The following is a 22,208-nucleotide window of genomic DNA, read 5'->3' as shown; positions in this document are numbered from 1 at the left end:
GCCATGACGACGGCTGCCGAGATTCAACATCTCCAACAACACGGTCTGTATTCCGGTGCCGACGAGCACGACGCCTGCGGCGTCGGCTTCGTGGCCCACATCAAGGGCGAGAAGAGCCACGCCATCGTGCTGCAGGGCTTGAAGATTCTCGAGAACCTCGACCATCGCGGGGCCGTGGGCGCCGACAAGCTGATGGGCGACGGCGCCGGCATCCTGATCCAGCTGCCCGACCACCTGTACCGCGACGAGATGGCCAAGCAGGGCGTCACGCTGCCCCCGCCGGGCGAGTACGGCGTCGGCATGATCTTCCTGCCGAAGGAGCACGCCTCGCGCCAAGCCTGCGAGCAGGAAATGGAACGCGCGATCAAGGCCGAGGGCCAGGTGCTGCTGGGCTGGCGCGACGTGCCGGTCAACCGCGACATGCCGATGTCGCCCACCGTGCGCGAAAAGGAACCGCTGCTGCGCCAGGTCTTCATCGGCCGCGGCAACGACGTGATCGTGCAGGACGCGCTCGAACGCAAGCTCTACGTGATCCGCAAGACCGCGAGCGCCAACATCCAGCGCTTGAAGCTCAAGCACAGCAAGGAATACTACGTTCCGAGCATGTCGAGCCGCACCGTGGTCTACAAGGGCCTGCTGCTCGCCGACCAGGTCGGCACCTACTACCTCGACCTGCAGGACAAGCGCTGCGTCTCGGCCCTGGGCCTGGTGCACCAGCGCTTCTCGACCAACACCTTCCCCGAGTGGCCGCTGGCCCACCCGTACCGCTACGTCGCGCACAACGGCGAAATCAACACTGTCAAGGGCAACTACAACTGGATGAAGGCGCGCGAGGGCGTGATGTCGTCGCCCGTGCTCGGCGCCGACCTGCAGAAGCTGTATCCGATCAGCTTCGCGGGCCAGTCCGACACCGCCACCTTCGACAACTGCCTCGAGCTGCTGACGATGGCCGGCTACCCGATCAGCCAGGCCGTGATGATGATGATTCCCGAGCCCTGGGAACAGCACAGCACCATGGACCCGCGCCGCCGCGCGTTCTATGAATACCACGCCGCCATGCTCGAGCCCTGGGACGGCCCGGCCTCGATCGTGTTCACCGACGGCCGCCAGATCGGCGCCACGCTCGACCGCAACGGCCTGCGTCCCTCGCGCTACTGCGTGACCGACGACGACCTGGTCATCATGGCCTCCGAGTCGGGCGTGCTGCCCGTGCCCGAGCAGAAGATCGTGCGCAAGTGGCGCCTGCAGCCCGGCAAGATGTTCCTGATCGACCTCGAGCAGGGCCGCATGATCGACGACGAGGAGGTCAAGGCCACCCTCGCCAACAGCAAGCCCTACAAGCAGTGGATCGAGAACCTGCGCATCAAGCTCGACAGCGTGCAGGCCGAGCCGGTGACCGCGCCGATCTCGCAGGTCGCGCTGCTCGACCGCCAGCAGGCCTTCGGCTACACCCAGGAAGACATCAAGTTCCTGATGAGCCCGATGGCGCAGGCCGGCGAAGAGGGCATCGGTTCGATGGGCAACGACAGCCCGCTGGCCGTGCTCTCGAGCAAGAACAAGCCGCTGTACAACTACTTCAAGCAGCTGTTCGCTCAGGTCACGAACCCGCCGATCGACCCGATCCGCGAAGCCATCGTGATGTCGCTGGTGTCCTTCATCGGACCCAAGCCCAACCTGCTCGACATCAACCAGGTCAACCCGCCGATGCGGCTCGAGGTGAGCCAGCCGATCCTCGACTTCGCCGACATGGCGAAGCTGCGCGACATCGGCAAGTACACGCAGGGCAAGTTCAAGAGCTACGTGCTCGACATCACCTACCCGCTCGCCTGGGGCGACGAAGGCGTCGAGGCCAAGCTGGCCTCGCTGTGCGCCGAAGCCGTCGATGCCATCAAGGGCGGCCACAACATCCTGATCGTCAGCGACCGCGGTGTCGGCCCGACGCAGGTCGCCATCCCCGCCGTGCTGGCGCTGTCGGCCGTGCACCAGTACCTGGTGCGCGAGGGCCTGCGCACCACGGCCGGCCTGGTGGTCGAGACCGGTTCGGCGCGCGAGGTGCACCACTTCGCCGTGCTCGCGGGCTACGGCGCCGAGGCGGTCCATCCCTACCTCGCGATGGATACCCTGGCCGGCATGCATGCCGACCTGCCGGGCGCGCTGAGCGCCGAGAAGGCGATCTACAACTACGTGAAGGCGATCGGCAAGGGTCTGTCGAAGATCATGTCGAAGATGGGTGTCAGCACCTACATGAGCTACTGCGGCGCCCAGCTGTTCGAGGCCATCGGCCTGAACAGCGAGACCGTCAGCAAGTACTTCACCGGCACCGCCAGCCGCGTGGAAGGCATCGGCGTGTTTGAGATCGCCGAGGAAGCCATCCGCATGCACAAGGCCGCTTTCGGCGACGACCCGGTGCTCGCCAGCATGCTCGACGCCGGCGGCGAATACGCCTGGCGCACGCGCGGCGAAGAGCACATGTGGACGCCCGACGCGATCGCCAAGCTGCAGCACAGCACGCGCGCCAACAACTGGAACACCTACAAGGAATACGCCCAGCTCATCAACGACCAGAACCGTCGCCACCTCACGCTGCGCGGCCTGTTCGAGTTCAAGATCGATCCGGCGAAGGCAATTCCGGTCGACGAGGTCGAGTCGGCGGCCGACATCGTCAAGCGCTTCGCCACCGGCGCGATGTCGCTGGGCTCGATCAGCACCGAGGCGCACTCGGTGCTGGCCGTGGCCATGAACCGCATCGGCGGCAAGAGCAACACCGGCGAAGGCGGTGAAGACCCCGCGCGCTACCGCAACGAGCTCAAGGGCATCCCGATCAAGCAGGGCGACACGCTGCGCAGCGTGATCGGCGCCGAGAACGTCGAGGTCGACCTGCCGTTGAAGGACGGCGACTCGCTGCGCTCGCGCATCAAGCAGGTGGCCTCGGGCCGCTTCGGCGTCACGGCCGAGTACCTGCACTCGGCCGACCAGATCCAGATCAAGATGGCCCAGGGCGCGAAGCCGGGCGAGGGCGGCCAGTTGCCGGGCGGCAAGGTCACCGAGTACATCGGCAAGCAGCGCTACGCGGTGCCGGGCGTGGGCCTGATCTCGCCGCCGCCGCACCACGACATCTACTCGATCGAGGACCTGGCCCAACTGATCCACGACCTGAAGAACACAGCGCCGCACGCCAGCATCAGCGTGAAGCTGGTCAGCGAGATCGGCGTCGGCACCATCGCCGCGGGCGTGGCCAAGTGCAAGAGCGACCACGTCGTGATCGCCGGCCATGACGGCGGCACGGGCGCCTCGCCCTGGTCGTCGATCAAGCATGCGGGCAGCCCGTGGGAAATCGGCCTGGCCGAGACGCAGCAGACGCTGGTGCTCAACCGCCTGCGCAGCCGCATCCGCGTGCAGGCCGACGGCCAGATGAAGACCGGCCGCGACGTCGCGATCGGCGCGCTGCTGGGTGCCGACGAGTTCGGCTTCGCCACCGCGCCGCTGGTGGTCGAGGGCTGCATCATGATGCGCAAGTGCCACCTCAACACCTGCCCGGTGGGCGTGGCCACGCAGGACCCGGTGCTGCGCAAGAAGTTCTCGGGCAAGCCCGAGCACGTCGTCAACTACTTCTTCTTCGTCGCGGAAGAAGTGCGCCAGATCATGGCCCAGCTCGGCATCCGCAAGTTCGACGACATGATCGGCCGCGCCGACCTGCTCGACATGCGCAAGGGCATCGAGCACTGGAAGGCCTCGGGCCTCGACTTCAGCCGCCTGTTCGCGCTGCCGAACGTGCCGGCCGATGTCTCGCGCTTCCATGTCGAGAACCAGGACCACGGCCTCGACAAGGCGCTCGACGTCCGGCTGATCGAGAAGTCGCGTCCCGCGATCGACAAGGGCGAGAAGGTGCAGTTCATCGAGGTGGCGCGCAACGTCAATCGCTCGGTGGGCGCGATGCTCTCGGGCGCGCTGACCAAGGTGCATCCGCAGGGCCTGCCCGACGACTCGATCCGCATCCAGCTCGAGGGCACGGGCGGCCAGTCGTTCGGCGCCTTCCTGGCCCGCGGCATCACGCTGTACCTGATCGGCGACGCCAACGACTACACCGGCAAGGGCCTGTCGGGCGGCCGCGTGGTGGTGCGCCCCAGCCTCGACTTCCGCGGCGAGGCCGTGCGCAACACCATCGTCGGCAACACCGCGCTGTACGGCGCGACCACCGGCGAGGCCTACCTGTGCGGCGTGGCCGGCGAGCGCTTCGCGGTGCGCCTGTCGGGCGCCACGGCGGTCATCGAAGGCACGGGCGACCATGGCTGCGAATACATGACCGGCGGCACCGTGGCCGTGCTCGGCAAGACCGGACGCAACTTCGCGGCCGGCATGAGCGGCGGCGTGGCCTTCGTCTACGACGAGGACGGCCAGTTCGCCTCGCGCTGCAACATGTCGATGGTCTCGCTCGAGAAGGTGCTGACCTCGGCCGAGCAGACCGCCAGCGTGCATCGCAAGATCTGGCACGGCGGCGAGACCGACGAGGCCCAGCTGAAGAAGCTGCTCGAGGAACACCACCGCTGGACCGGCAGCAAGCGCGCGCGCGAGCTGCTCGACACCTGGGCCGTGTCGCGCACCAAGTTCGTCAAGGTCTTCCCCAACGAGTACAAGCGCGCCCTCGGCGAGCTGCACGACCGCAAGGTCGAGCTCGCCAGCACCGGCAACAACGCGCACGTCGGCCTCGAGCCGCACGCGATCGCCGCCGCGCCCAAGACGGCGCCGGCCGCCGCCTGAAGGCGCCGGTGAACGAAGACACAACGAAGGAACAGCACGATGGGAAAGATCACCGGTTTTCTGGAGCATGAGCGCATCGAGGAGGGCTACCGCCCGGTCGAGGAACGGCTCAAGCACTACAAGGAATTCGTCGTCGGCCTGGACACCGACCAGGCGAAGGTGCAGGGCGCGCGCTGCATGGACTGCGGCACGCCGTTCTGCAACAGCGGCTGCCCGGTCAACAACATCATTCCGGACTTCAACGACCTGGTGTACCGCAACGATTGGCAGAACGCCTTCGCGGTGCTCGACTCGACCAACAACTTCCCGGAGTTCACCGGCCGCATCTGCCCCGCGCCCTGCGAGGCGGCCTGCGTGCTCAATGTGAACGACGACGCGGTCGGCATCAAGTCGCTGGAGCACGCGATCATCGATCGCGCCTGGGACGAGGGCTGGGTCGCGCCGCGCGTGGCCAAGCACAGGACCGGCAAGAAGGTCGCGGTGGTGGGCGCGGGCCCGGCAGGCATGGCCGCCGCGCAGCAGCTCGCGCGCGCCGGTCACGACGTGACGCTGTTCGAGAAGAACGACCGCATCGGCGGCTTGCTGCGCTATGGCATCCCCGACTTCAAGATGGAGAAGTCGCACATCGACCGCCGCGTCGAGCAGATGAAGGCCGAGGGCGTGGTGTTCCGCACGGGCGTGGTCGTCGGCGCCGCCAAGGATCCGCTGGGCAAGGGCTCCAAGGTCACGAACCTGGCCAAGGAAACCGTCACGCCCGAACAGCTGCAGAAGGACTTCGACGCCGTGCTGCTGACCGGCGGCGCCGAGCAGTCGCGCGACCTGCCGGTGCCCGGCCGCGACCTCGACGGCATCCATTTCGCGATGGAGTTCCTGCCGCAGCAGAACCGCGTCAACGCGGGCGACAAGGTCAAGGGCCAGCTGCGCGCCGACGGCAAGCACGTGATCGTGATCGGCGGCGGCGACACCGGCTCCGACTGCGTGGGCACCAGCAACCGCCATGGCGCCGTGAGCGTCACGCAGTTCGAGCTGATGCCGCAGCCGCCCGAGGAAGAGAACCGCCCGCTGACCTGGCCCTACTGGCCGATCAAGCTGCGCACCAGCTCCAGCCACGACGAGGGCTGCGAGCGCGAGTTCGCGATCTCGACCAAGGAATTCATCGGCGAGAAGGGCAAGATCACCGGCCTGAAGACCGTTCGCGTCGAATGGAAGGACGGCAAGATGCAGGAAGTGGCCGGCAGCGAGCAGGTGCTCAAGGCCGACCTCGTGCTGCTCGCGATGGGCTTCGTGAGCCCCGTGGCGACCGTGCTCGATGCCTTCGGCGTCGAGAAGGATGCGCGCGGGAATGCGAAGGCCAGCGTCGACTTCATCGGCGGCTATGCCACCAACGTGCCGAAGGTCTTTGCCGCCGGCGACATCCGCCGCGGCCAGTCGCTGGTGGTGTGGGCGATCCGCGAGGGCCGCCAGGCCGCGCGCTCGGTCGACGAGTTCCTGATGGGTTTCAGCGACCTGCCGCGATAAGTCCAGGTGCCGCGCCCGCCCTCCCTCGGGAGGGCGGGCGTCTCCTCCAAACGGAGCAGGCCGGCCCGGCGGAAATTTGTTTCAATTCGGCGGGGCTTCTCGTGGCTCCTTTATCATCCGCGGAAACCGCATGCCGGGATGCCTCTTCAGGGCGCCCGGCTTTTTTATTGAGATGGACCCAGCCGCACAGCCACAGCCCTTCGTAGAGTTTCGCGACGTTCGCTTCGGCTATGGCGCGCGCGCGATCCTCGATGGCGTCTCGTTCTCGCTGCCGCGCGGCAAGGTCACGGCGCTCATGGGCGCGTCGGGCGGCGGCAAGACCACCGTGCTGCGCCTCATCGGTGGCCAGCAGCGCGCCCAGCGCGGCGAGGTGCTGTTCGACGGCCAGGACGTCGGCCGCATGGACTCCGCCGCGCTCTATGCCGCGCGGCGCCGCATGGGCATGCTGTTCCAGTTCGGCGCGTTGTTCACCGACATGAGCGTGCTCGACAACGTGGCCTTTCCGTTGCGCGAACACACCGAACTGCCCGAAGCGCTGGTGCGCGACATCGTGCTGATGAAGCTCGACGCCGTCGGCCTGCGCGGTGCGCGCGACCTGCTGCCCAGCGAAGTCTCGGGCGGCATGGCGCGGCGCGTGGCGCTGGCGCGCGCGATCGCGCTCGACCCCGACTTCGTGATGTACGACGAACCCTTCGCCGGCCTCGACCCGATCTCGCTCGGCACCGCGGCGCGGCTGATCCGCCAGCTCAACGACACGCTGGGACTCACCAGCATCATCGTGTCGCACGACGTGGAAGAGACCTTCCGCATCGCCGACCAGGTGATCGTGCTCGCCAACGGCGGCATCGCCGCGCAGGGTACGCCCGACGAGGTGCGCAACAGCAGCGACCCGCTGGTGCACCAGTTCGTGCATGCGCTGCCCGACGGGCCGGTGCGCTTCCACTATCCGGGCGTCAGCATCGAGGACGACTTCGGCCCCGCGCATGGAGGCCATTCATGAGCTGGTGGAACCCGCGCGACGTCGGCTTCGCCGTGCGCAGCAAGCTGGCTGACCTCGGCTATGGCGCCAAGCTGTTCATGCGGCTCGCCTTCCAGGGCTCGCGCAGCCTGCGCCGCTTCGCACTGGTGCGCGACCAGATCCATTTCCTGGGCAACTACTCGCTCGCGATCATCGCGGTGTCGGGTCTGTTCGTGGGCTTCGTGCTCGGCCTGCAGATGTACTACGCGCTGCAGCGCTATGGCTCCTCGGAAGCGCTCGGCCTGCTGGTCACGCTGAGCCTGGTGCGCGAGCTCGGGCCGGTGGTGGCGGCGCTGCTGTTCGCGGGCCGTGCCGGCACCTCGCTCACGGCCGAGATCGGCCTCATGAAGGCCGGCGAGCAGCTCAGCGCCATGGAGATGATGGCGGTCGACCCGGTGCAGCGCATCCTCGCGCCGCGCTTCTGGGCCGGCGTGATCACCATGCCGCTGCTGGCGGCCGTGTTCAGCGCGGTCGGCATCCTCGGCGGCTACGTCGTGGGCGTGCTGATGCTCGGCGTCGACCCCGGTGCGTTCTGGGGCCAGATGCAGGCGGGCGTCGATGTTTGGCGCGACGTCGGCAACGGCGTCATCAAGAGCATCGTGTTCGGCTTCACCGTGACCTTCATCGCGCTGCTGCAGGGCTACGAGGCGCAGCCCACGCCCGAGGGCGTGTCGCGCGCCACCACGCGCACGGTGGTGGCGGCTTCGCTGTCGGTGCTGGGGCTGGATTTCCTGCTCACCGCCATGATGTTCAGTATCTGAAGGGGCTCGCCCCCGATCGTTCTAGATAGAGAGTGCAACCATGCAACGTTCCAACAACGACATCTGGGTCGGCCTGTTCGTGCTGCTCGGTGCGGCCGGGCTGCTGTTCCTCGCGCTGCAGTCGGCCAACCTGCTGAGCCTGAACTTCCAGAAGACCTACACCGTCACCGCGCGCTTCGACAACATCGGCGGCCTCAAGCCGCAGACGGCCGTCAAGAGTGCCGGCGTGGTGATCGGCCGCGTGCAGTCCATCTCGTTCAACGACAAGACATTTCAGGCCGACGTGACGCTGGCATTGCAAAACCGTTACAGTTTTCCCAAGGACAGCTCGCTGAAGATCCTCACCAGTGGCCTGCTCGGCGAGCAGTACATCGGGATCGAGGCAGGCGTCGAAGAGAAGAACCTGCAGGCCGGCGACACGATCACAGCGACCCAATCGGCCGTGGTGCTCGAGAACCTGATCAGCCAGTTCCTCTACAGCAAGGCCGCCGAGGGAAGCTCCACGCCGGCCAACAGCAACAAGAAATGAAAAACCGTCACCCCATGTCGAATGCTATGAAGAACATAGCTACCTATGCCCGCTGGATGGGCGTTTCCGCCGTCCTGTCGGTGCTCGCTGCGTGCGCCACCGGCCCGCAGGCCAATCCGCTCGATCCGCTCGAGCCCTTCAACCGTGGCGTGACCCGCTTCAACGACGTCGTCGACGAGAACGTGCTCGTGCCGGTGGCCACCACCTACACCCGCGTGCTGCCCTCGCTGGTGCGCACCGGCGTCGCCAACTTCTTCAACAACGTGGGCGACGTCTGGAACCTCGCCAACAACGTGGCGCAGGCCAAGCTGCAGAACAGCGCGCAGACCTTCATGCGGCTGAACGTCAACACCATCTTCGGTCTGGGCGGCCTGCTCGACATCGCCACCGAAGCGGGCATCGACCGCCACGACGAGGACTTCGGCCAGACGCTGGGCTACTGGGGCGTGGGCTCGGGCCCGTACCTCGTGCTGCCGCTGCTCGGCCCCTCGACCGTGCGCGATGCCGCGGCGCTGCCGGTGGACCGCTGGGGCGATCCGATCTCGCACATGAACGACGTGGCGTGGCGCAATTCGCTCAACGTGCTGAACCTGGTCGACACCCGCGCCAAGTACCTGCGCGCCGGCCGCCTGCTCGACGATGCGGCGCTCGACAAGTACACCTTCACGCGCGACGCCTACCTGCAGCACCGCCGCAGCGACATCTACGACGGCAACCCGCCCGACGAGCGCGAGGACATCGACGGCAAGGACAGCAAGGGCAACGACGGCAAGTAAGCGCCGGCCCGCCGTGCCTGGCGCATGGCGACCCAGGCAACCGGCTGCGGCATTTGCTTGCATCCGGTTGCAGGCTTCATCCGACGTTCAGGAACCCCGCGAGCCGGTACCCTGTCGAAACCGTTCCAGACTTGGCGCGGCTGCTCTCTTTTTCGAAGAGCCGCGCGGCAGATTCAACCAGAGGGACTCACGATCATGACAAAAACCCAGACCTTGATTCAACGACGCAGCCTCGGCCGCCTGGTGCTGGCCGGCGCGCTGCTGATCGGCGCCGGCGTCGCCTTCATGCGTCCCGCGCAGGCCGCGGACGAAGCGCCCGACGCGCTGGTCAAGCGGCTGTCGACCGACGTGCTCGAGACCATCAAGGCCGACACCTCGATCAAGGCCGGCGACGTCAACAAGATCATGCTGCTGGTCGACAGCAAGATCATGCCGAACGTCAACTTCCAGCGCATGACCGCCTCGGCCGTCGGCCCGGCCTGGCGCCAGGCCACGCCCGAGCAGCAGAAGCGCCTGCAGGAAGAGTTCAAGACCCTGCTGGTGCGCACCTACGCCGGCGCGCTCGACCAGGTGAGCGACCAGACCGTCACCGTGCGTCCCTACCGCGGTTCGCCCGACGACAAGGAAGTGCTGGTGCGCACCGAGGTCCGCGGCCGCGGCGACCCGGTCCAGCTCGACTACCGCCTCGAGAAGACGCCCGGCCAGGGCGGCGGCTGGAAGGTCTACAACCTCAACGTGCTCGGCGTGTGGCTGGTCGATACCTACCGCACCCAGTTCTCGCAGGAGATCAACGCCCGCGGCATCGACGGCCTGATCACCGCGCTGGCCGCCCGCAACAAGGGCAGCGGCAAGGGCTGAGCCCGGCCGGCACGCCAAAACAGGAGCCGAGGCCATGCTGGTCCTGCCGACGAAGCTCACGCACGACGAGGCGCCCGCCTGCATGCGCATGCTGCAGAAGGGCCTCGCCGGCCAGGCCGATGCCTCCGCCACCGTGGTCGATGCCAGCGCGCTGGTGCAGTTCGACTCGTCGGCGCTGGCGGTGCTGCTCGAATGCCGCCGCGAGGCCAGCGCCCTGGGGCGCGGCTTCGCGGTGAAGGGCCTGTCGCCGCGGCTGCGCGAGCTGGCGGCGCTCTACGGGATCGCCGGCCTGCTGCCGGCCGCGCCCTGATCCCTTCTGATCCCTACTTCCCCTCGTCTTTACGCGCTCAGGAGGCCGGAACGGCCTCCATCAGCAGCTTCAGCGCATCGTTGAGCGACCGGCTGTAGACCGGTGCGCCCTTCGAGTGCCCGATGCGCACGATCACCAGGTCGTGCGAGGGCACGATCAGCACCACCTGCCCGTCGGCCCCCAGCATGTAGTAGGCCGAGGTCGGCACCGGGAACACGGTGGCTCCGCTGATCGCGCCGTTGAGCCAGAAGAAGCCGCCGTAGATCGGCCGCTTGTCGGCCGCCCAGCCCGGCGCCACGGTGCGCACGAAGTTCACGTAGCCCTCGGGCAGCAGGCGCTCGCCGTTCCAGACCCCGTCCTGCAGGTACAGATTGGCCAGCCGCGCCCAGTCGCGGCCCGACATGAAGTCGTAGCCCTGCGCCAGGAAATTGCCGTAGGGGTCGGTCTCCAGCACCATCGAGCGGATGCCGATCTTGTCGAACAGCGCGCGCTGCGGGAACGAGAGGTACTCCTCGCCGCGCTTCTCGACCGCGAGGCGCACCAGGTAGCTGGCCAGCACCGGGTCGGTGTTGCGGTAGCGGCCCACGAGGTTGGGCTGCCATTGCTGCGGCCGCGTGGCGGCGTAGTTGAAGGCGTTGATCCGCCCCGTGTAGAAGTAGAGGTGGTCGGGGTAGGTGCCGTTGGGATCGAAGTCCGGATCGTCGGGCGCCTTGATGCGCAGCCCGCTCGACATGTGCAGCAGGTCCGAGATGCGAATCTTCTGGCGGCCATCGCCTTCGCCCTGCCATTCGGGAATCGGCGCCGGCTGGTCGAGCGTGTAGACGCCCTGCTTGATCAGCACGCCCATCATCGTGGCCACCACGCTCTTGCCCATCGACCACGATTCCAGCGGTGTCGTCGGGCCGATGCCCTGCATGTAGCGCTCGCCGATGATCCGCCCCTTGTGCGTGACCACGAAGGCCGAGGTGTAGGCCTCGGGGATGGCGAAGGCGGCGTCCACGGCCTGCGCCACCTTGGCCATGTTCACGCTGGCCGGCGGCGGGGTGCTCGGCAGCAGGTCGCCCATCGGCCAGGGCTGGGTGGCCGCATCGGGCAGCGTGCTCTTGACCTCGAGCGGCGTGAAGAACACGTCGTCGCGTCCGGGTGGCAGCGTCACGCAGCCCTGCGAGCCGAACTGGCGCGCGGTCAGCGTCGGGCCGCCGGGGATGGCGATGCGTACTTCGCGCTTCGTGCGGTCGACGACCGGCTTGCCCACCTTCCTGCGTTCCGAATACGGCCCGACGAAGTAGCCGATGGTCTCGGCGGCGACGTCCGGGTCGAGCCCGGTGATGAAGACCGCCGAGCACATCGCCTTGGCATAGCCCGAGGTGTTGTGTTCGAGCACGTTGCCGGGCGGCGGCACGTAGGGCGTGTTGAGCTCGAGCGCCCGCGCGCGGGCGATCAGCGCCTCGCGGGCCGGCAGCTCGGCCGTGCTGGGCGGCGGCGCGCCGCCGACGCCGGGGAAGCCTCCGCCCCCTCCACCGCCACCGCCGCCACAGGCGGACAGCAGGCTCGCAAGAATGAGGGCCCCGGCGGCCAGCCAGGGCCGGGGAGGGCGGTGCAACGATCGCATCACGAGGGCTCCTTGCGACGGCCGGCGGTGGCGGTGCCCCGCCCGGCGTCGGGCGCGATTCTGATCCGAACCGGGCCCGCGGTCCTTAAGGGTCCGCCGGGCTTGCATTCCCGCACGAACTGCGCTGGAGGACCCGCGCCCTTAAAATCCCGGCCTCCCATGCCCGCGATCTCATTCCAATCGGTCTCCAAGACCTATCCTCCCTCACGACAGCAGCGGGCCCAGGGCAAGGCCGGGCTGCGAGCGGTCGACGAGGTCAGCTTCGACATCGAACCCGGCGAGTTCTTCGGCCTGCTCGGCCCCAACGGCGCCGGCAAGACCACGCTGATCAGCATGCTCGCGGGCCTGTCGCGGCCCACTTCGGGGTCGATCCGCGTGCACGGCTTCGACGTGCAGCGCGATTACGCCGAGGCGCGCCGCCAGCTCGGCATCGTGCCGCAGGAGCTGGTGTTCGACCCCTTCTTCAACGTGCGCGAGTCGCTGCGCATCCAGTCGGGCTATTTCGGCATCAGGAACAACGAGGCCTGGATCGACGAGCTGCTGCAGAGCCTGGGCCTGGCCGACAAGGCCACCGCCAACATGCGCCAGCTCTCGGGCGGCATGAAGCGCCGGGTGCTGGTGGCGCAGGCGCTGGTGCACAAGCCGCCGGTGATCGTGCTCGACGAGCCCACCGCTGGCGTCGACGTCGAACTGCGCCAGACGCTGTGGCAGTTCGTCGCGCGGCTCAACAAGCAGGGCAGCACGGTGCTCCTGACCACCCATTACCTCGAGGAAGCCGAGGCGCTGTGCAACCGCATCGCGATGCTCAAGCTCGGCCGCGTGATCGCGCTCGACCGCACCAGCGAGCTGCTGAAGTCGGCCGCGAGCAACGTGCTGCGCTTCAAGACCGATGCGATGCTGCCCTGGGAGATCGCCCAGCATGCGCGCATCACGGGCCGCATCGTGCAGCTGCCGGCGCAGAACGCGCATGAGGTCGAACAACTGCTGGCCGCCATCCGGCAGGCCGGCGTGGCGGTGGAAGACGTGGAAATGCGCAAGGCCGACCTGGAAGACGTGTTCATCGACCTGATGGCGGGCGAGCAGACGCCGCTGGAGGTCGCGCGATGATGGCTGTCACGGGTTGGCGTGCGCTGCTCTACAAGGAAACGCTGCGCTTCTGGAAGGTCGGCTTCCAGACCGTCGGCGCGCCGGTGCTCACCGCGCTGCTGTACCTGATGGTGTTCGGCCACGTGCTCGAGGACCACGTGAAGGTCTACGGCACCGTCGGCTACACCGCCTTCCTGATCCCCGGACTGGTGATGATGAGCGTGCTGCAGAACGCCTTCGCCAACAGCTCGTCCTCGATCATCCAGAGCAAGATCATGGGCAACCTCGTGTTCGTGCTGCTCACGCCGCTGTCGCACTGGGGCTGGTTCCTGGCCTACGTGGGCTCGTCGGTGATCCGCGGGCTGGCGGTGGGGCTGGGCGTATTCCTGGTCACGATCTTCTTCGCGGTGCCCGACTTCGCGGCGCCCGTGTGGATCCTGGTGTTCGCGCTGCTCGGCTCGGCCATGCTCGGCACGCTGGGCCTGATCGCCGGGCTCTGGGCCGAGAAGTTCGACCAGATGGCCGTGTTCCAGAATTTCCTGATCATGCCCATGACCTTCCTGTCGGGCGTGTTCTATTCGATCGGCTCGCTGCCGCCGTTCTGGCAGTCGGTGAGCCACCTGAACCCCTTCTTCTACATGATCGACGGCTTCCGCTACGGCTTCTTCGGCGTCAGCGACGCCTCGCCGTGGCTGAGCTTCGGGATCGTCGGCAGCGCCTGGCTCGTGGTCAGCGCGATCGCGGTCCACCTGCTGAAGATCGGCTACAAAATCCGGGGCTGAACGGCCCCTTTCCATACCCCATGACCGCAGACCAACTCAAGGCCATCATCCAGTCCCACCTGCCGTGCGAGCACATCGCGCTCGAGGGGGACGGCCGACATTGGTACGCCACCATCGTCTCGGCCGAATTCGAGGGCAAGCGCTCGATCCAGCGCCATCAGCGGGTCTACGCCACCCTCGGTGCGAAAATGCATACCGATGAGGTGCATGCGCTCTCGATGAAGACCTATACGCCGTCCGAATGGGCGGTGGCTGAAAAATAACTCTCCGGGCCTGCGGGCCCTTTGCGAGCCACTCGCTGGACCTTCGATGGACAAACTCCTGATTCGCGGCGGGCGCCAGCTCCGCGGCGAAGTACTCATTTCCGGCGCCAAGAACGCCGCGCTGCCCGAGCTGTGCGCGGCCCTGCTGACCGACCAGCCCGTGGTGCTGCACAACGTGCCGCGCCTGCAGGACGTGTCGACCATGCTCAAGCTGGTGCGCAACATGGGCGTGTCGGCCGAGCGCGACGACAACGGCACCGTGCGCCTGAACGCCGGCGACCTGACCCGCCCCGAGGCCCCGTACGAACTCGTGAAGACGATGCGCGCCTCGGTGCTGGCGCTGGGCCCGCTGCTGGCGCGCTTCGGCCACGCCAAGGTGTCGCTGCCGGGCGGCTGCGCCATCGGTTCGCGGCCGGTCGACCAGCACATCAAGGGCCTGCAGGCCATGGGCGCCGAGATCGTGGTCGAGCACGGCTACATGGTCGCGCGCCTGCCCGCGGGCCGCACGCGCCTGAAGGGCGCGCGCATCCTGACCGACATGGTCACGGTCACCGGCACCGAGAACTTCCTGATGGCCGCCGCGCTGGCCGAGGGCGAGACGCTGCTCGAGAACGCCGCGCAGGAGCCCGAGATCGTCGATCTGGCCGAGATGCTGATCCGCATGGGCGCGAAGATCGAGGGCCATGGCACCAGCCACATCCGCATCCAGGGCGTCGAGACGCTGCACGGCTGCGAGCACGCCGTGGTGGCCGACCGCATCGAGGCCGGCACCTTCCTGTGCGCCGTGGCGGCCGCGGGCGGCGAGGCCTTGCTGCGCCATGCGCGTGGCGACCACCTCGACGCGGTGATCGACAAGCTGCGCGACGCCGGCTGCGAGGTTGGCTGCGAGCAGGACGGCATCCGCATCGCCTCGAAGGGCGCCGAACAGCTCAAGGCCCAGAGCTTCAGCACCACCGAGTACCCGGGCTTCCCGACCGACATGCAGGCGCAGTTCATGGCGCTCAACGTGATCGCGCACGGCGCCTCGATGGTCACAGAGACCATCTTCGAGAACCGCTTCATGCACGTGAACGAGATGGTGCGCCTGGGCGCGCGCATCCACGTCGAGGGCAAGGTGGCGATGGTCGAGGGCGTGCAGCAACTGTCGGGCGCCACCGTGATGGCGACTGACCTGCGCGCCTCGGCCAGCCTGGTCATCGCCGGCCTGGTGGCCGAAGGCGAGACCCTGGTCGACCGCATCTACCACCTGGACCGCGGCTACGACCGCATGGAAGCCAAGCTGCGCGGCCTCGGGGCCGACATCGAACGCGTGACCGGAGCCACCGCATGATCACCCTGGCGCTTTCCAAAGGCCGCATCTTCGAAGAGACCATGCCGCTGCTGGCGGCCGCCGGCATCGAGGTCACGGAAGACCCCGAGAAGTCGCGCAAGCTGATCCTCGGCACCACCCGCCCCGACGTGCGCGTGGTGCTGGTGCGTGCCTCCGACGTGCCGACCTACGTGCAGTACGGCGGCGCCGACCTCGGCGTGACCGGCCTCGACGTGCTGCTCGAGCACGGCAACCAGGGCCTGTACCAGCCGCTCGATCTGCGCATCGCCGCCTGCCGCCTCAGCGTGGCCGTGCGCGCCGACTACGACTACGCCTCGGCCGTGCGCCAGGGTTCGCGCCTCAAGGTCGCGACCAAGTACGTGGGCCTGGCGCGCGACTTCTTCGCCAGCAAGGGCGTGCACGTCGACCTGATCAAGCTCTACGGCAGCATGGAGCTCGCGCCGCTGACCGGCCTGGCCGATGCCATCGTCGACCTGGTCTCGACCGGCAACACGCTCAAGGCCAACCAGCTGGTCGAGGTCGAGCGCATCATGGACATCAGCGCGCGCCTGGTCGTCAACCAGGCCGCGCTCAAGCTCAAGCGCGAACCCATCCGCCGCATCATCGACGCCTTCGCGTCGGCCATTCCCTCCGCCTGATCCCTCGAACCGCACTTCGCCAAATGACCCTGCAAGCAGCCCCCGCCCGACTGTCCACGACTTCAGCCAGCTTCGATACTGAATTCAAGGCGCGGCTGCATTGGTCCGCGGATGCCGATGCCGCGATCGAGAAGACGGTGGCCGACATCCTGGCCGACGTGCAGACGCGCGGCGACGCGGCGGTGCTCGAGTACACGCGCCGCTTCGACGGCCTGGGTGCCGCTTCGGTGTCCGAACTCGAACTGACGCAGGCCGACTTCAAGCAAGCCTTCGACTCGCTGCCCGCCGTGCAGCGCGAGGCGCTGCAGGCCGCGGCCGACCGCGTGCGCAGCTACCACGAGGCGCAGAAGAAGGCCTCGGGCGAGAGCTGGAGCTACCGCGACGCCGACGGCACGCTGCTGGGCCAGAAGGTCACGCCGCTCGATCGCGTGGGCATCTACGTGCCGGGCGGCAAGGCGGCCTATCCGTCGAGCCTGCTGATGAACGCCATTCCGGCCCACGTGGCCGGCGTGGGCGAGATCATCATGGTCGTGCCGACGCCCGTGAAGGGCAGCGTGGCCACCGGCGGCGCCGGCGGCGAATCGTCCGCCAAGGGCGAGCGCAACGTGCTGGTGCTGGCCGCCGCCTACGTGGCCGGCGTCACGCGTGCCTTCACCATCGGCGGTGCGCAGGCCGTGGCCGCGCTGGCCTATGGCACCGCGACCATTCCCGCGGTCGACAAGATCACCGGTCCCGGCAATGCCTACGTGGCCGCCGCCAAGCGCCGCGTGTTCGGCACCGTGGGCATCGACATGATCGCGGGCCCGAGCGAGATCCTGGTGCTGGCCGACGGCAGCACGCCGCCCGACTGGGTGGCGATGGACCTGTTCAGCCAGGCCGAGCACGACGAGCTCGCGCAGAGCATCCTGCTGTGCCCCGACGCCGCCTACATCGACCGCGTGCAGGCCGAGATCGACCGCCTGCTGCCGACCATGCCGCGCGCGGCGATCATCGCGGCCTCGCTCAACGGCCGCGGCGCGCTGATCCACACGAAGAGCATGGAAGAGGCCTGCGAGATCAGCAACCGCATCGCGCCCGAGCACCTGGAAGTCAGCAGCAGCGAGCCGCAGCGCTGGGAGCCGCTGCTGCGCCACGCGGGCGCGATCTTCCTCGGCGCCTTCACCAGCGAGAGCCTCGGCGACTACTGCGCCGGCCCGAACCACGTGCTGCCCACCAGCGGCACCGCGCGCTTCTCGAGCCCGCTGGGCGTGTACGACTTCCAGAAGCGCTCGAGCCTGATCGAGGTCAGCGAGGCCGGGGCCCAGGTGCTCGGGCCGATCGCCGTCACGCTGGCCGAGGGCGAGGGCCTGCAGGGCCACGCCGAGGCCGCGCGCATGCGGCTGCGCAAGGTTTGAGGGCCGCGGCCGCGGGCCCGGTTCCGATGGCATTTCCGTCCACAACCCGCTCGGGAGGAGCAAGCCTGATGATGAATCAACGTCTGCGTCGTTCGCGCCTGTTCAAGTTCGCCCTCGGCCTGCTGGCCGGTACCGCGCTGCTCGTGGCCTGCACCCCGATGCCGCGCACCCAGGGCCAGGCCGAGGCGGTGCCGAGCACGGCCGCCGCCGTTGCCGCGCCCGCCGCACCGGCGCCGCGGCTCGGTACCCAGTGGGGCGAGGGCCGCGAGTCGAACACGCGTAGCGTGCAGGTCCAGCGCTACACGCCCGACCAGCCCGACGAGGTCGCTTCCATCGGCTACAACGACGCCGCCAGCGTGCGCCGCGGCGTCGGTGCCAATCCCGAGCGCCGGCTCAACCTGCAGCTCGCGCAGGGCGACGTCGAATGGTCGGTGATCGACGAATCGGGCCGCGCGATCCCGCTGCAGCGCGCGCGCCGCGGCACGGGCGGCGACGAGAACTTCCGCCTCGCCGGTGCAGAGGGCGCGCGCTACACGCTGCGCTTTCGCAACCTCAGCGACCGCAGCTACGAGGTGATCGCCACGGTCGACGGCCTCGACGTGCTCAACGGCAAGCCCGGCAGCCTGCGCAACGGCGGCTACGTGCTGCGTCCGCTGCAGGTGCTCGACATCGAGGGCTTCCGCAAGAGCCAGTCCGAGGTCGCGGCCTTCCGCTTCGCCACGCCGGGCCGCGCCTATGCCGCCAACACCGAGGCCGGCGACGCGCGCAACATCGGCATCCTCGGCGCCGCGCTGTTCGAGATCGCGCAGCCCGACGCCCCGCGCCGTCCGCGCCGCGGCCCCGATGCCGCGCAGCCCAATGCCTTCCCGGCCGACGGCGCGACCGGCTACGCGCCGCCGCCGCGCTACGCGAAGTGAGGTCCGCCATGCAGCGCATGCGTCTCTGTCTGCTGCTCGCGCTGGCCGCGGCCAGCCTGGGCGCGCAGGCCATGAGCATCCGCGAGTTCCACACCCTCGAGGTGAAGGAGAAGAAGGAGGGCAAGGCCTACGCCAGCTACTACCTCGTGGGCGTGCTCGAAGGCCTGCGCGAGGCCGGCGACGCCGCGCGCCGCACGGGCCAGAAGCCGCTGTTCTGCGTCGAGGGCCGCCGGCTCGAGCCTTCGATGGCGCGCTCGCTGTTCGAGGCCGAGCTCAAGCGCAACGCCGAGCTCTACGAGGCCGACATGCCGGTGCAACTGGTGCTGTCGACCGCGCTGCAGAACAGCTTCCGCTGCGCTTCCTGATTTTTTCCATCGACCGTTTTCCCTCCGAGCCCCCGATGTCCGACACCACCGCCCCCGTCCCCGCGCTCCAGCGCATCCGCGCCGACGTGCGCGCCATGCAGGCCTATGCCGTGCAGGACGCGCGCGGCCTGGTCAAGCTCGACGCGATGGAGAACCCTTTCGGCCTGCCGCCCGCGCTGCAGGCCGAGCTGGGCGCGCGGCTCGGCGCGCTGGCGCTCAACCGCTACCCGGGCGAGCGCGGCGCCGACCTGCAGCGCGCGCTGGCCGCGCAGGCGCGCCTGCCCGAGGGCTTCTCGCTGGTGCTGGGCAACGGCTCGGACGAACTGATCTCGCTGCTCGCGATCGCCTGCGACCTGCCGGGCGCCAGCGTGCTGGCACCGCTGCCGGGCTTCGTCATGTACGCCATGAGCGCCCAGCTCCAGGGCCTGCGCTTCGTGGGCGTGCCGCTCACGGCCGACTTCGAGCTCGACGAGGCCGCCATGCTGGCCGCGATCGCGCGCGAGAAGCCGGCCATCGTCTATCTGGCCTATCCGAACAACCCGACCGCCAACCTCTGGGACGACGCAGTGCTCGAGAAGATCGTCGAGGCCCAGGGCGTGCAGGGTGGCCTGGTGGTGATCGACGAGGCCTACCAGCCCTTCGCCGCGCGCAGCTACATCGACCGGCTCGCGAAGCATCGCCACGTGCTGCTGATGCGCACCCTCAGCAAGTTCGGCCTGGCCGGCATCCGGCTGGGCTACCTGATGGGCCCGGCCGCGCTGATCGCCGAGATCGACAAGGTGCGCCCGCCCTACAACGTCAGCGTGCTGAACTGCGAGTGCGCGCTGTTCGCGCTCGAGCATGCCGAGGTGTTCGAGGCCCAGGCCCGGCAGATCCGCGAGGAGCGCGAGCGGCTGATGATGGGGCTCGGCCGGCTGCCGGGCGTCAAGGTCTGGCCCAGCGACGCCAACATGATCCTGCTGCGCGTGCCCGATGCTTCCCGCACCTTCGACGGCATGAAGGCGCGCGGGGTGCTGGTGAAGAACGTTTCTAAAATGCACGAACTGCTCGCGAACTGCCTGCGCCTGACCGTCGGAACGGCCGACGAGAATGCAAGGATGCTCGCGGCGCTCGAAGCCTCACTATGACCACCCCCCAAGCCGCCCCCGCGGTCACCCCCGACGCCATCGCCGCGCGCACCGCCACGGTCGCGCGCAACACCGCCGAGACGAAGATCACCGTCAGCGTCAACCTCGACGGCACCGGCCGCGCCAAGCTGGCCACCGGCATCGGCTTCTTCGACCACATGCTCGACCAGATCGCTCGCCACGGGCTGATCGACCTCGAGATCGACTGCCAGGGCGACCTGCACATCGACGGCCATCACACGGTGGAAGACGTGGGCATCACGCTGGGCCAGGCCGTGGCCAAGGCCGTGGGCGACAAGAAAGGTATCCGCCGCTACGGCCATGCCTATGTGCCGCTCGACGAGGCGCTCAGCCGCGTGGTCATCGACTTCTCGGGCCGGCCCGGCCTCGAGATGCACGTGCCCTTCACCAGCGGGATGATCGGCGCCTTCGACAGCCAGCTCACCTACGAGTTCTTCCAGGGCTTCGTGAACCACGCCTTCGTCACGCTGCACATCGACAACCTCAAGGGCGTCAACGCGCACCACCAGTGCGAGACCGTGTTCAAGGCCTTCGCCCGCGCCCTGCGCGCCGCGCTCGAGCTCGATCCGCGTTCGGCCGGCGTTATCCCCTCGACCAAGGGCTCGCTCTGATCCTGCAAGCGGAACAGCGTGCCATCGCACGCTCCGCCTGTCATTGAAGCTATGAAAACTGTAGCAAACAACGCCAACACCGTCGCCGTGGTGGACTACGGCATGGGCAATCTGCACTCCGTCGCGCAGGCGGTGCGCCATGCCGCCGACCAGGTCGGCGTGGAGGTGTTCGTGACCTCCGACCCCGAGGTGGTGCGCAAGGCCACGCGCGTGGTGCTGCCGGGGCAGGGCGCCATGCCCGACTGCATGCGCGAGCTGCGCGATTCGGGGCTGCTCGAATCGGTGCTCGAGGCCGCGGCGAGCAAGCCGCTGTTCGGCGTCTGCGTGGGCATGCAGATGCTGCTGTCGCGCAGCGATGAGGGACCGACCGACGGGCTCGGCCTGATCCCGGGCGAGGTGGTCCGCTTCGAACTCGAAGGCCGGCTGCAACCCGATGGCAGCCGCTTCAAGGTGCCGCAGATGGGCTGGAACCAGGTGCGCCAGGCGCAGCCGCACGCCGTGTGGGCCGGGGTGCCCGACGGCAGCTACTTCTATTTCGTGCACAGCTTCTACGCGCGGCCGGTCGATGCGCGGCACAGCGTGGGCGAAGCCGAATACGGGGCATGCTTTACCGCCGCCATCGCACGCGATAACATTTTTGCCACCCAGTTCCACCCGGAGAAGAGTGCGGACCACGGGTTGCAGCTCTACCGAAACTTCCTCCACTGGAATCCCTGAACACTTCGTTCCCCTGACCGGGCGCCGCCGGCCGGCGCCCTTTCGTTGCACTCTCGCGTCACTTTCATGCTCCTCATCCCAGCGATCGACCTCAAAGACGGCCATTGCGTACGCCTGAAACAAGGCGACATGGAACAGTCCACCATCTTCAGCGAAGACCCTGCCGCCATGGCGCGCAAATGGGTCGAGGCCGGTGCCCGGCGCCTGCACCTGGTCGACCTGAACGGGGCCTTCGCGGGCAAGCCGCAGAACCACGCGGCGATCAAGGCGATCCTGAAGGAGGTCGGCGACGACATCCCGGTGCAGCTCGGCGGCGGCATCCGCGACCTCGACACCATCGAGCGCTACATCGACGACGGCCTGCGCTACGTGATCATCGGCACCGCCGCCGTGAAGAACCCGGGCTTCCTCAAGGACGCCTGCAGCGCCTTCGGCGGCCACATCATCGTGGGCCTCGACGCCAAGGACGGCAAGGTCGCCACCGACGGCTGGAGCAAGCTCACGGGCCACGAGGTGGCCGACCTGGGCAAGAAGTTCGAGGACTACGGCGTCGAATCGATCATCTACACCGACATCGGCCGCGACGGCATGCTGTCGGGCATCAACATCGAGGCCACGGTCAAGCTCGCGCGCGTGCTGTCCATTCCGGTGATCGCCTCGGGCGGCCTGTCGAACATGGCCGACATCGACCAGCTCTGCGCGGTCGAATCCGAGGGCGTCGAAGGCGTGATCTGCGGCCGCGCCATCTACTCGGGCGACCTCGACTTCGCTCAGGCGCAGGCGCGCGCCGACGAACTGGCCGGCGCCTGAGGAGGCT

At 68.2% G+C, this 22,208-nt stretch carries 21 protein-coding genes; 20 read left to right on the top strand and 1 reads right to left on the bottom strand.

The window, feature by feature from the left end:
• Positions 1–3: 3 nt before the first annotated feature.
• The 8 genes from BM109_RS31825 (at position 4) to BM109_RS31790 (ending at position 10,528) form a co-directional block, all read left to right on the top strand.
• A complete protein-coding gene (locus BM109_RS31825) occupies positions 4–4,758 on the top strand; it encodes a glutamate synthase-related protein (RefSeq protein ID WP_093351990.1) in 4,755 nt (1,584 codons plus the stop codon).
• A 39-nt stretch (positions 4,759–4,797) separates the two neighbouring features.
• The gene (locus BM109_RS31820) at positions 4,798–6,276 is read left to right on the top strand and encodes a glutamate synthase subunit beta (RefSeq protein ID WP_093351988.1); all 1,479 of its coding nucleotides are present in this window, start codon (positions 4,798–4,800) and stop codon (positions 6,274–6,276) included.
• A gap of 172 nt (positions 6,277–6,448) precedes the next feature.
• Entirely contained in the window at positions 6,449–7,276 is an 828-nt protein-coding gene (locus tag BM109_RS31815; protein WP_093351986.1) for an ABC transporter ATP-binding protein, read from the top strand.
• On the top strand, positions 7,273–8,055 hold the full coding sequence (mlaE, locus tag BM109_RS31810) for a lipid asymmetry maintenance ABC transporter permease subunit MlaE (RefSeq protein WP_093351984.1): 783 nt from the start codon (positions 7,273–7,275) through the stop codon (positions 8,053–8,055). The genes BM109_RS31815 and mlaE overlap by 4 nt, the downstream gene beginning before the upstream one ends.
• A 40-nt stretch (positions 8,056–8,095) precedes the next feature.
• Positions 8,096–8,584: an outer membrane lipid asymmetry maintenance protein MlaD gene (gene mlaD, locus BM109_RS31805; protein ID WP_093351981.1), complete on the top strand. Its 489-nt coding sequence runs from the start codon at positions 8,096–8,098 to the stop codon at positions 8,582–8,584.
• A gap of 26 nt (positions 8,585–8,610) precedes the next feature.
• Positions 8,611–9,360 carry an MlaA family lipoprotein gene (locus BM109_RS31800; protein WP_093351979.1) on the top strand — a complete coding sequence of 250 codons (750 nt, stop codon included), beginning with the start codon at positions 8,611–8,613 and terminating at the stop codon, positions 9,358–9,360.
• 195 nt (positions 9,361–9,555) lie between these two features.
• Positions 9,556–10,218 (top strand): MlaC/ttg2D family ABC transporter substrate-binding protein, encoded by a 663-nt coding sequence (locus BM109_RS31795; RefSeq protein WP_093351976.1) that lies wholly within the window; start codon positions 9,556–9,558, stop codon positions 10,216–10,218.
• Between the two features lie 34 nt (positions 10,219–10,252).
• Complete coding sequence (locus BM109_RS31790; RefSeq protein WP_057596774.1) at positions 10,253–10,528, top strand: STAS domain-containing protein; 276 nt, start codon at positions 10,253–10,255, stop codon at positions 10,526–10,528.
• A gap of 37 nt (positions 10,529–10,565) precedes the next feature.
• Here BM109_RS31790 and BM109_RS31785 read toward each other — a convergent pair whose 3' ends face one another.
• Entirely contained in the window at positions 10,566–12,140 is a 1,575-nt protein-coding gene (locus BM109_RS31785) for a serine hydrolase domain-containing protein (protein WP_093351974.1), read from the bottom strand.
• 159 nt (positions 12,141–12,299) lie between these two features.
• Between BM109_RS31785 and BM109_RS31780 the strand changes: the two genes are divergently transcribed.
• The 12 genes from BM109_RS31780 to hisA all read left to right on the top strand — a co-directional run bounded on the left by BM109_RS31780 (position 12,300) and on the right by hisA (position 22,201).
• On the top strand, positions 12,300–13,247 hold the full coding sequence (locus BM109_RS31780; protein ID WP_093351971.1) for an ABC transporter ATP-binding protein: 948 nt from the start codon (positions 12,300–12,302) through the stop codon (positions 13,245–13,247).
• Positions 13,244–14,008: an ABC transporter permease gene (locus tag BM109_RS31775; protein ID WP_057596771.1), complete on the top strand. Its 765-nt coding sequence runs from the start codon at positions 13,244–13,246 to the stop codon at positions 14,006–14,008. The genes BM109_RS31780 and BM109_RS31775 overlap by 4 nt, the downstream gene beginning before the upstream one ends.
• Positions 14,009–14,028: 20 nt before the next feature.
• Positions 14,029–14,271: a BolA family protein gene (locus tag BM109_RS31770; RefSeq protein WP_093351969.1), complete on the top strand. Its 243-nt coding sequence runs from the start codon at positions 14,029–14,031 to the stop codon at positions 14,269–14,271.
• A 46-nt stretch (positions 14,272–14,317) separates the two neighbouring features.
• Positions 14,318–15,601, top strand: a complete 1,284-nt coding sequence (murA, locus tag BM109_RS31765; RefSeq protein ID WP_093351966.1) for a UDP-N-acetylglucosamine 1-carboxyvinyltransferase — start codon at positions 14,318–14,320, stop codon at positions 15,599–15,601.
• On the top strand, positions 15,598–16,239 hold the full coding sequence (gene hisG / locus BM109_RS31760; RefSeq protein ID WP_057596768.1) for an ATP phosphoribosyltransferase: 642 nt from the start codon (positions 15,598–15,600) through the stop codon (positions 16,237–16,239). Before murA ends, hisG begins: the two co-directional genes overlap by 4 nt.
• Before the next feature lie 23 nt (positions 16,240–16,262).
• Positions 16,263–17,633 carry a histidinol dehydrogenase gene (gene hisD / locus BM109_RS31755; protein WP_093351963.1) on the top strand — a complete coding sequence of 457 codons (1,371 nt, stop codon included), beginning with the start codon at positions 16,263–16,265 and terminating at the stop codon, positions 17,631–17,633.
• A 68-nt stretch (positions 17,634–17,701) separates the two neighbouring features.
• A complete protein-coding gene (locus tag BM109_RS31750) occupies positions 17,702–18,550 on the top strand; it encodes a hypothetical protein (protein WP_256222901.1) in 849 nt (282 codons plus the stop codon).
• Between the two features lie 8 nt (positions 18,551–18,558).
• Positions 18,559–18,915, top strand: coding sequence for a hypothetical protein (locus BM109_RS31745; protein ID WP_093351961.1), 357 nt, complete (start codon positions 18,559–18,561; stop codon positions 18,913–18,915).
• A 35-nt stretch (positions 18,916–18,950) separates the two neighbouring features.
• Positions 18,951–20,042 carry a histidinol-phosphate transaminase gene (hisC, locus tag BM109_RS31740; protein WP_093351958.1) on the top strand — a complete coding sequence of 364 codons (1,092 nt, stop codon included), beginning with the start codon at positions 18,951–18,953 and terminating at the stop codon, positions 20,040–20,042.
• Positions 20,039–20,674 carry an imidazoleglycerol-phosphate dehydratase HisB gene (hisB, locus tag BM109_RS31735; protein ID WP_093351955.1) on the top strand — a complete coding sequence of 212 codons (636 nt, stop codon included), beginning with the start codon at positions 20,039–20,041 and terminating at the stop codon, positions 20,672–20,674. Before hisC ends, hisB begins: the two co-directional genes overlap by 4 nt.
• A gap of 51 nt (positions 20,675–20,725) precedes the next feature.
• Positions 20,726–21,391, top strand: a complete 666-nt coding sequence (gene hisH, locus BM109_RS31730) for an imidazole glycerol phosphate synthase subunit HisH (RefSeq protein WP_093351953.1) — start codon at positions 20,726–20,728, stop codon at positions 21,389–21,391.
• 66 nt (positions 21,392–21,457) lie between these two features.
• On the top strand, positions 21,458–22,201 hold the full coding sequence (gene hisA / locus BM109_RS31725; protein ID WP_093351950.1) for a 1-(5-phosphoribosyl)-5-[(5-phosphoribosylamino)methylideneamino]imidazole-4-carboxamide isomerase: 744 nt from the start codon (positions 21,458–21,460) through the stop codon (positions 22,199–22,201).
• Positions 22,202–22,208: the final 7 nt, after the last annotated feature.

The sequence above is a fragment of the Variovorax sp. PDC80 genome (genome assembly GCF_900115375.1).
Lineage (GTDB): Bacteria > Pseudomonadota > Gammaproteobacteria > Burkholderiales > Burkholderiaceae_C > Variovorax.
This window is presented reverse-complemented; position numbering and strand designations above follow the sequence as displayed.

Bases quoted from the DNA above. Each gene is read 5' to 3' on its own strand.
- mlaE (WP_093351984.1), top strand. From the start codon at position 7,273: ATGAGCTGGTGGAACCCGCGCGACGTCGGCTTCGCCGTGCGCAGCAAG.
- BM109_RS31750 (WP_256222901.1), top strand. From the start codon at position 17,702: ATGATGAATCAACGTCTGCGTCGTTCGCGCCTGTTCAAGTTCGCCCTC.
- hisH (WP_093351953.1), top strand. From the start codon at position 20,726: ATGAAAACTGTAGCAAACAACGCCAACACCGTCGCCGTGGTGGACTAC.
- hisA (WP_093351950.1), top strand. From the start codon at position 21,458: ATGCTCCTCATCCCAGCGATCGACCTCAAAGACGGCCATTGCGTACGC.
- BM109_RS31825 (WP_093351990.1), top strand. From the start codon at position 4: ATGACGACGGCTGCCGAGATTCAACATCTCCAACAACACGGTCTGTAT.
- mlaD (WP_093351981.1), top strand. From the start codon at position 8,096: ATGCAACGTTCCAACAACGACATCTGGGTCGGCCTGTTCGTGCTGCTC.
- hisC (WP_093351958.1), top strand. From the start codon at position 18,951: ATGTCCGACACCACCGCCCCCGTCCCCGCGCTCCAGCGCATCCGCGCC.
- BM109_RS31785 (WP_093351974.1), bottom strand. From the start codon at position 12,140: ATGCGATCGTTGCACCGCCCTCCCCGGCCCTGGCTGGCCGCCGGGGCC.
- BM109_RS31790 (WP_057596774.1), top strand. From the start codon at position 10,253: ATGCTGGTCCTGCCGACGAAGCTCACGCACGACGAGGCGCCCGCCTGC.
- BM109_RS31780 (WP_093351971.1), top strand. From the start codon at position 12,300: ATGCCCGCGATCTCATTCCAATCGGTCTCCAAGACCTATCCTCCCTCA.
- hisG (WP_057596768.1), top strand. From the start codon at position 15,598: ATGATCACCCTGGCGCTTTCCAAAGGCCGCATCTTCGAAGAGACCATG.
- BM109_RS31770 (WP_093351969.1), top strand. From the start codon at position 14,029: ATGACCGCAGACCAACTCAAGGCCATCATCCAGTCCCACCTGCCGTGC.
- BM109_RS31775 (WP_057596771.1), top strand. From the start codon at position 13,244: ATGATGGCTGTCACGGGTTGGCGTGCGCTGCTCTACAAGGAAACGCTG.
- BM109_RS31745 (WP_093351961.1), top strand. From the start codon at position 18,559: ATGCAGCGCATGCGTCTCTGTCTGCTGCTCGCGCTGGCCGCGGCCAGC.
- hisB (WP_093351955.1), top strand. From the start codon at position 20,039: ATGACCACCCCCCAAGCCGCCCCCGCGGTCACCCCCGACGCCATCGCC.
- BM109_RS31800 (WP_093351979.1), top strand. From the start codon at position 8,611: ATGAAGAACATAGCTACCTATGCCCGCTGGATGGGCGTTTCCGCCGTC.
- BM109_RS31820 (WP_093351988.1), top strand. From the start codon at position 4,798: ATGGGAAAGATCACCGGTTTTCTGGAGCATGAGCGCATCGAGGAGGGC.
- BM109_RS31795 (WP_093351976.1), top strand. From the start codon at position 9,556: ATGACAAAAACCCAGACCTTGATTCAACGACGCAGCCTCGGCCGCCTG.
- murA (WP_093351966.1), top strand. From the start codon at position 14,318: ATGGACAAACTCCTGATTCGCGGCGGGCGCCAGCTCCGCGGCGAAGTA.
- hisD (WP_093351963.1), top strand. From the start codon at position 16,263: ATGACCCTGCAAGCAGCCCCCGCCCGACTGTCCACGACTTCAGCCAGC.
- BM109_RS31815 (WP_093351986.1), top strand. From the start codon at position 6,449: ATGGACCCAGCCGCACAGCCACAGCCCTTCGTAGAGTTTCGCGACGTT.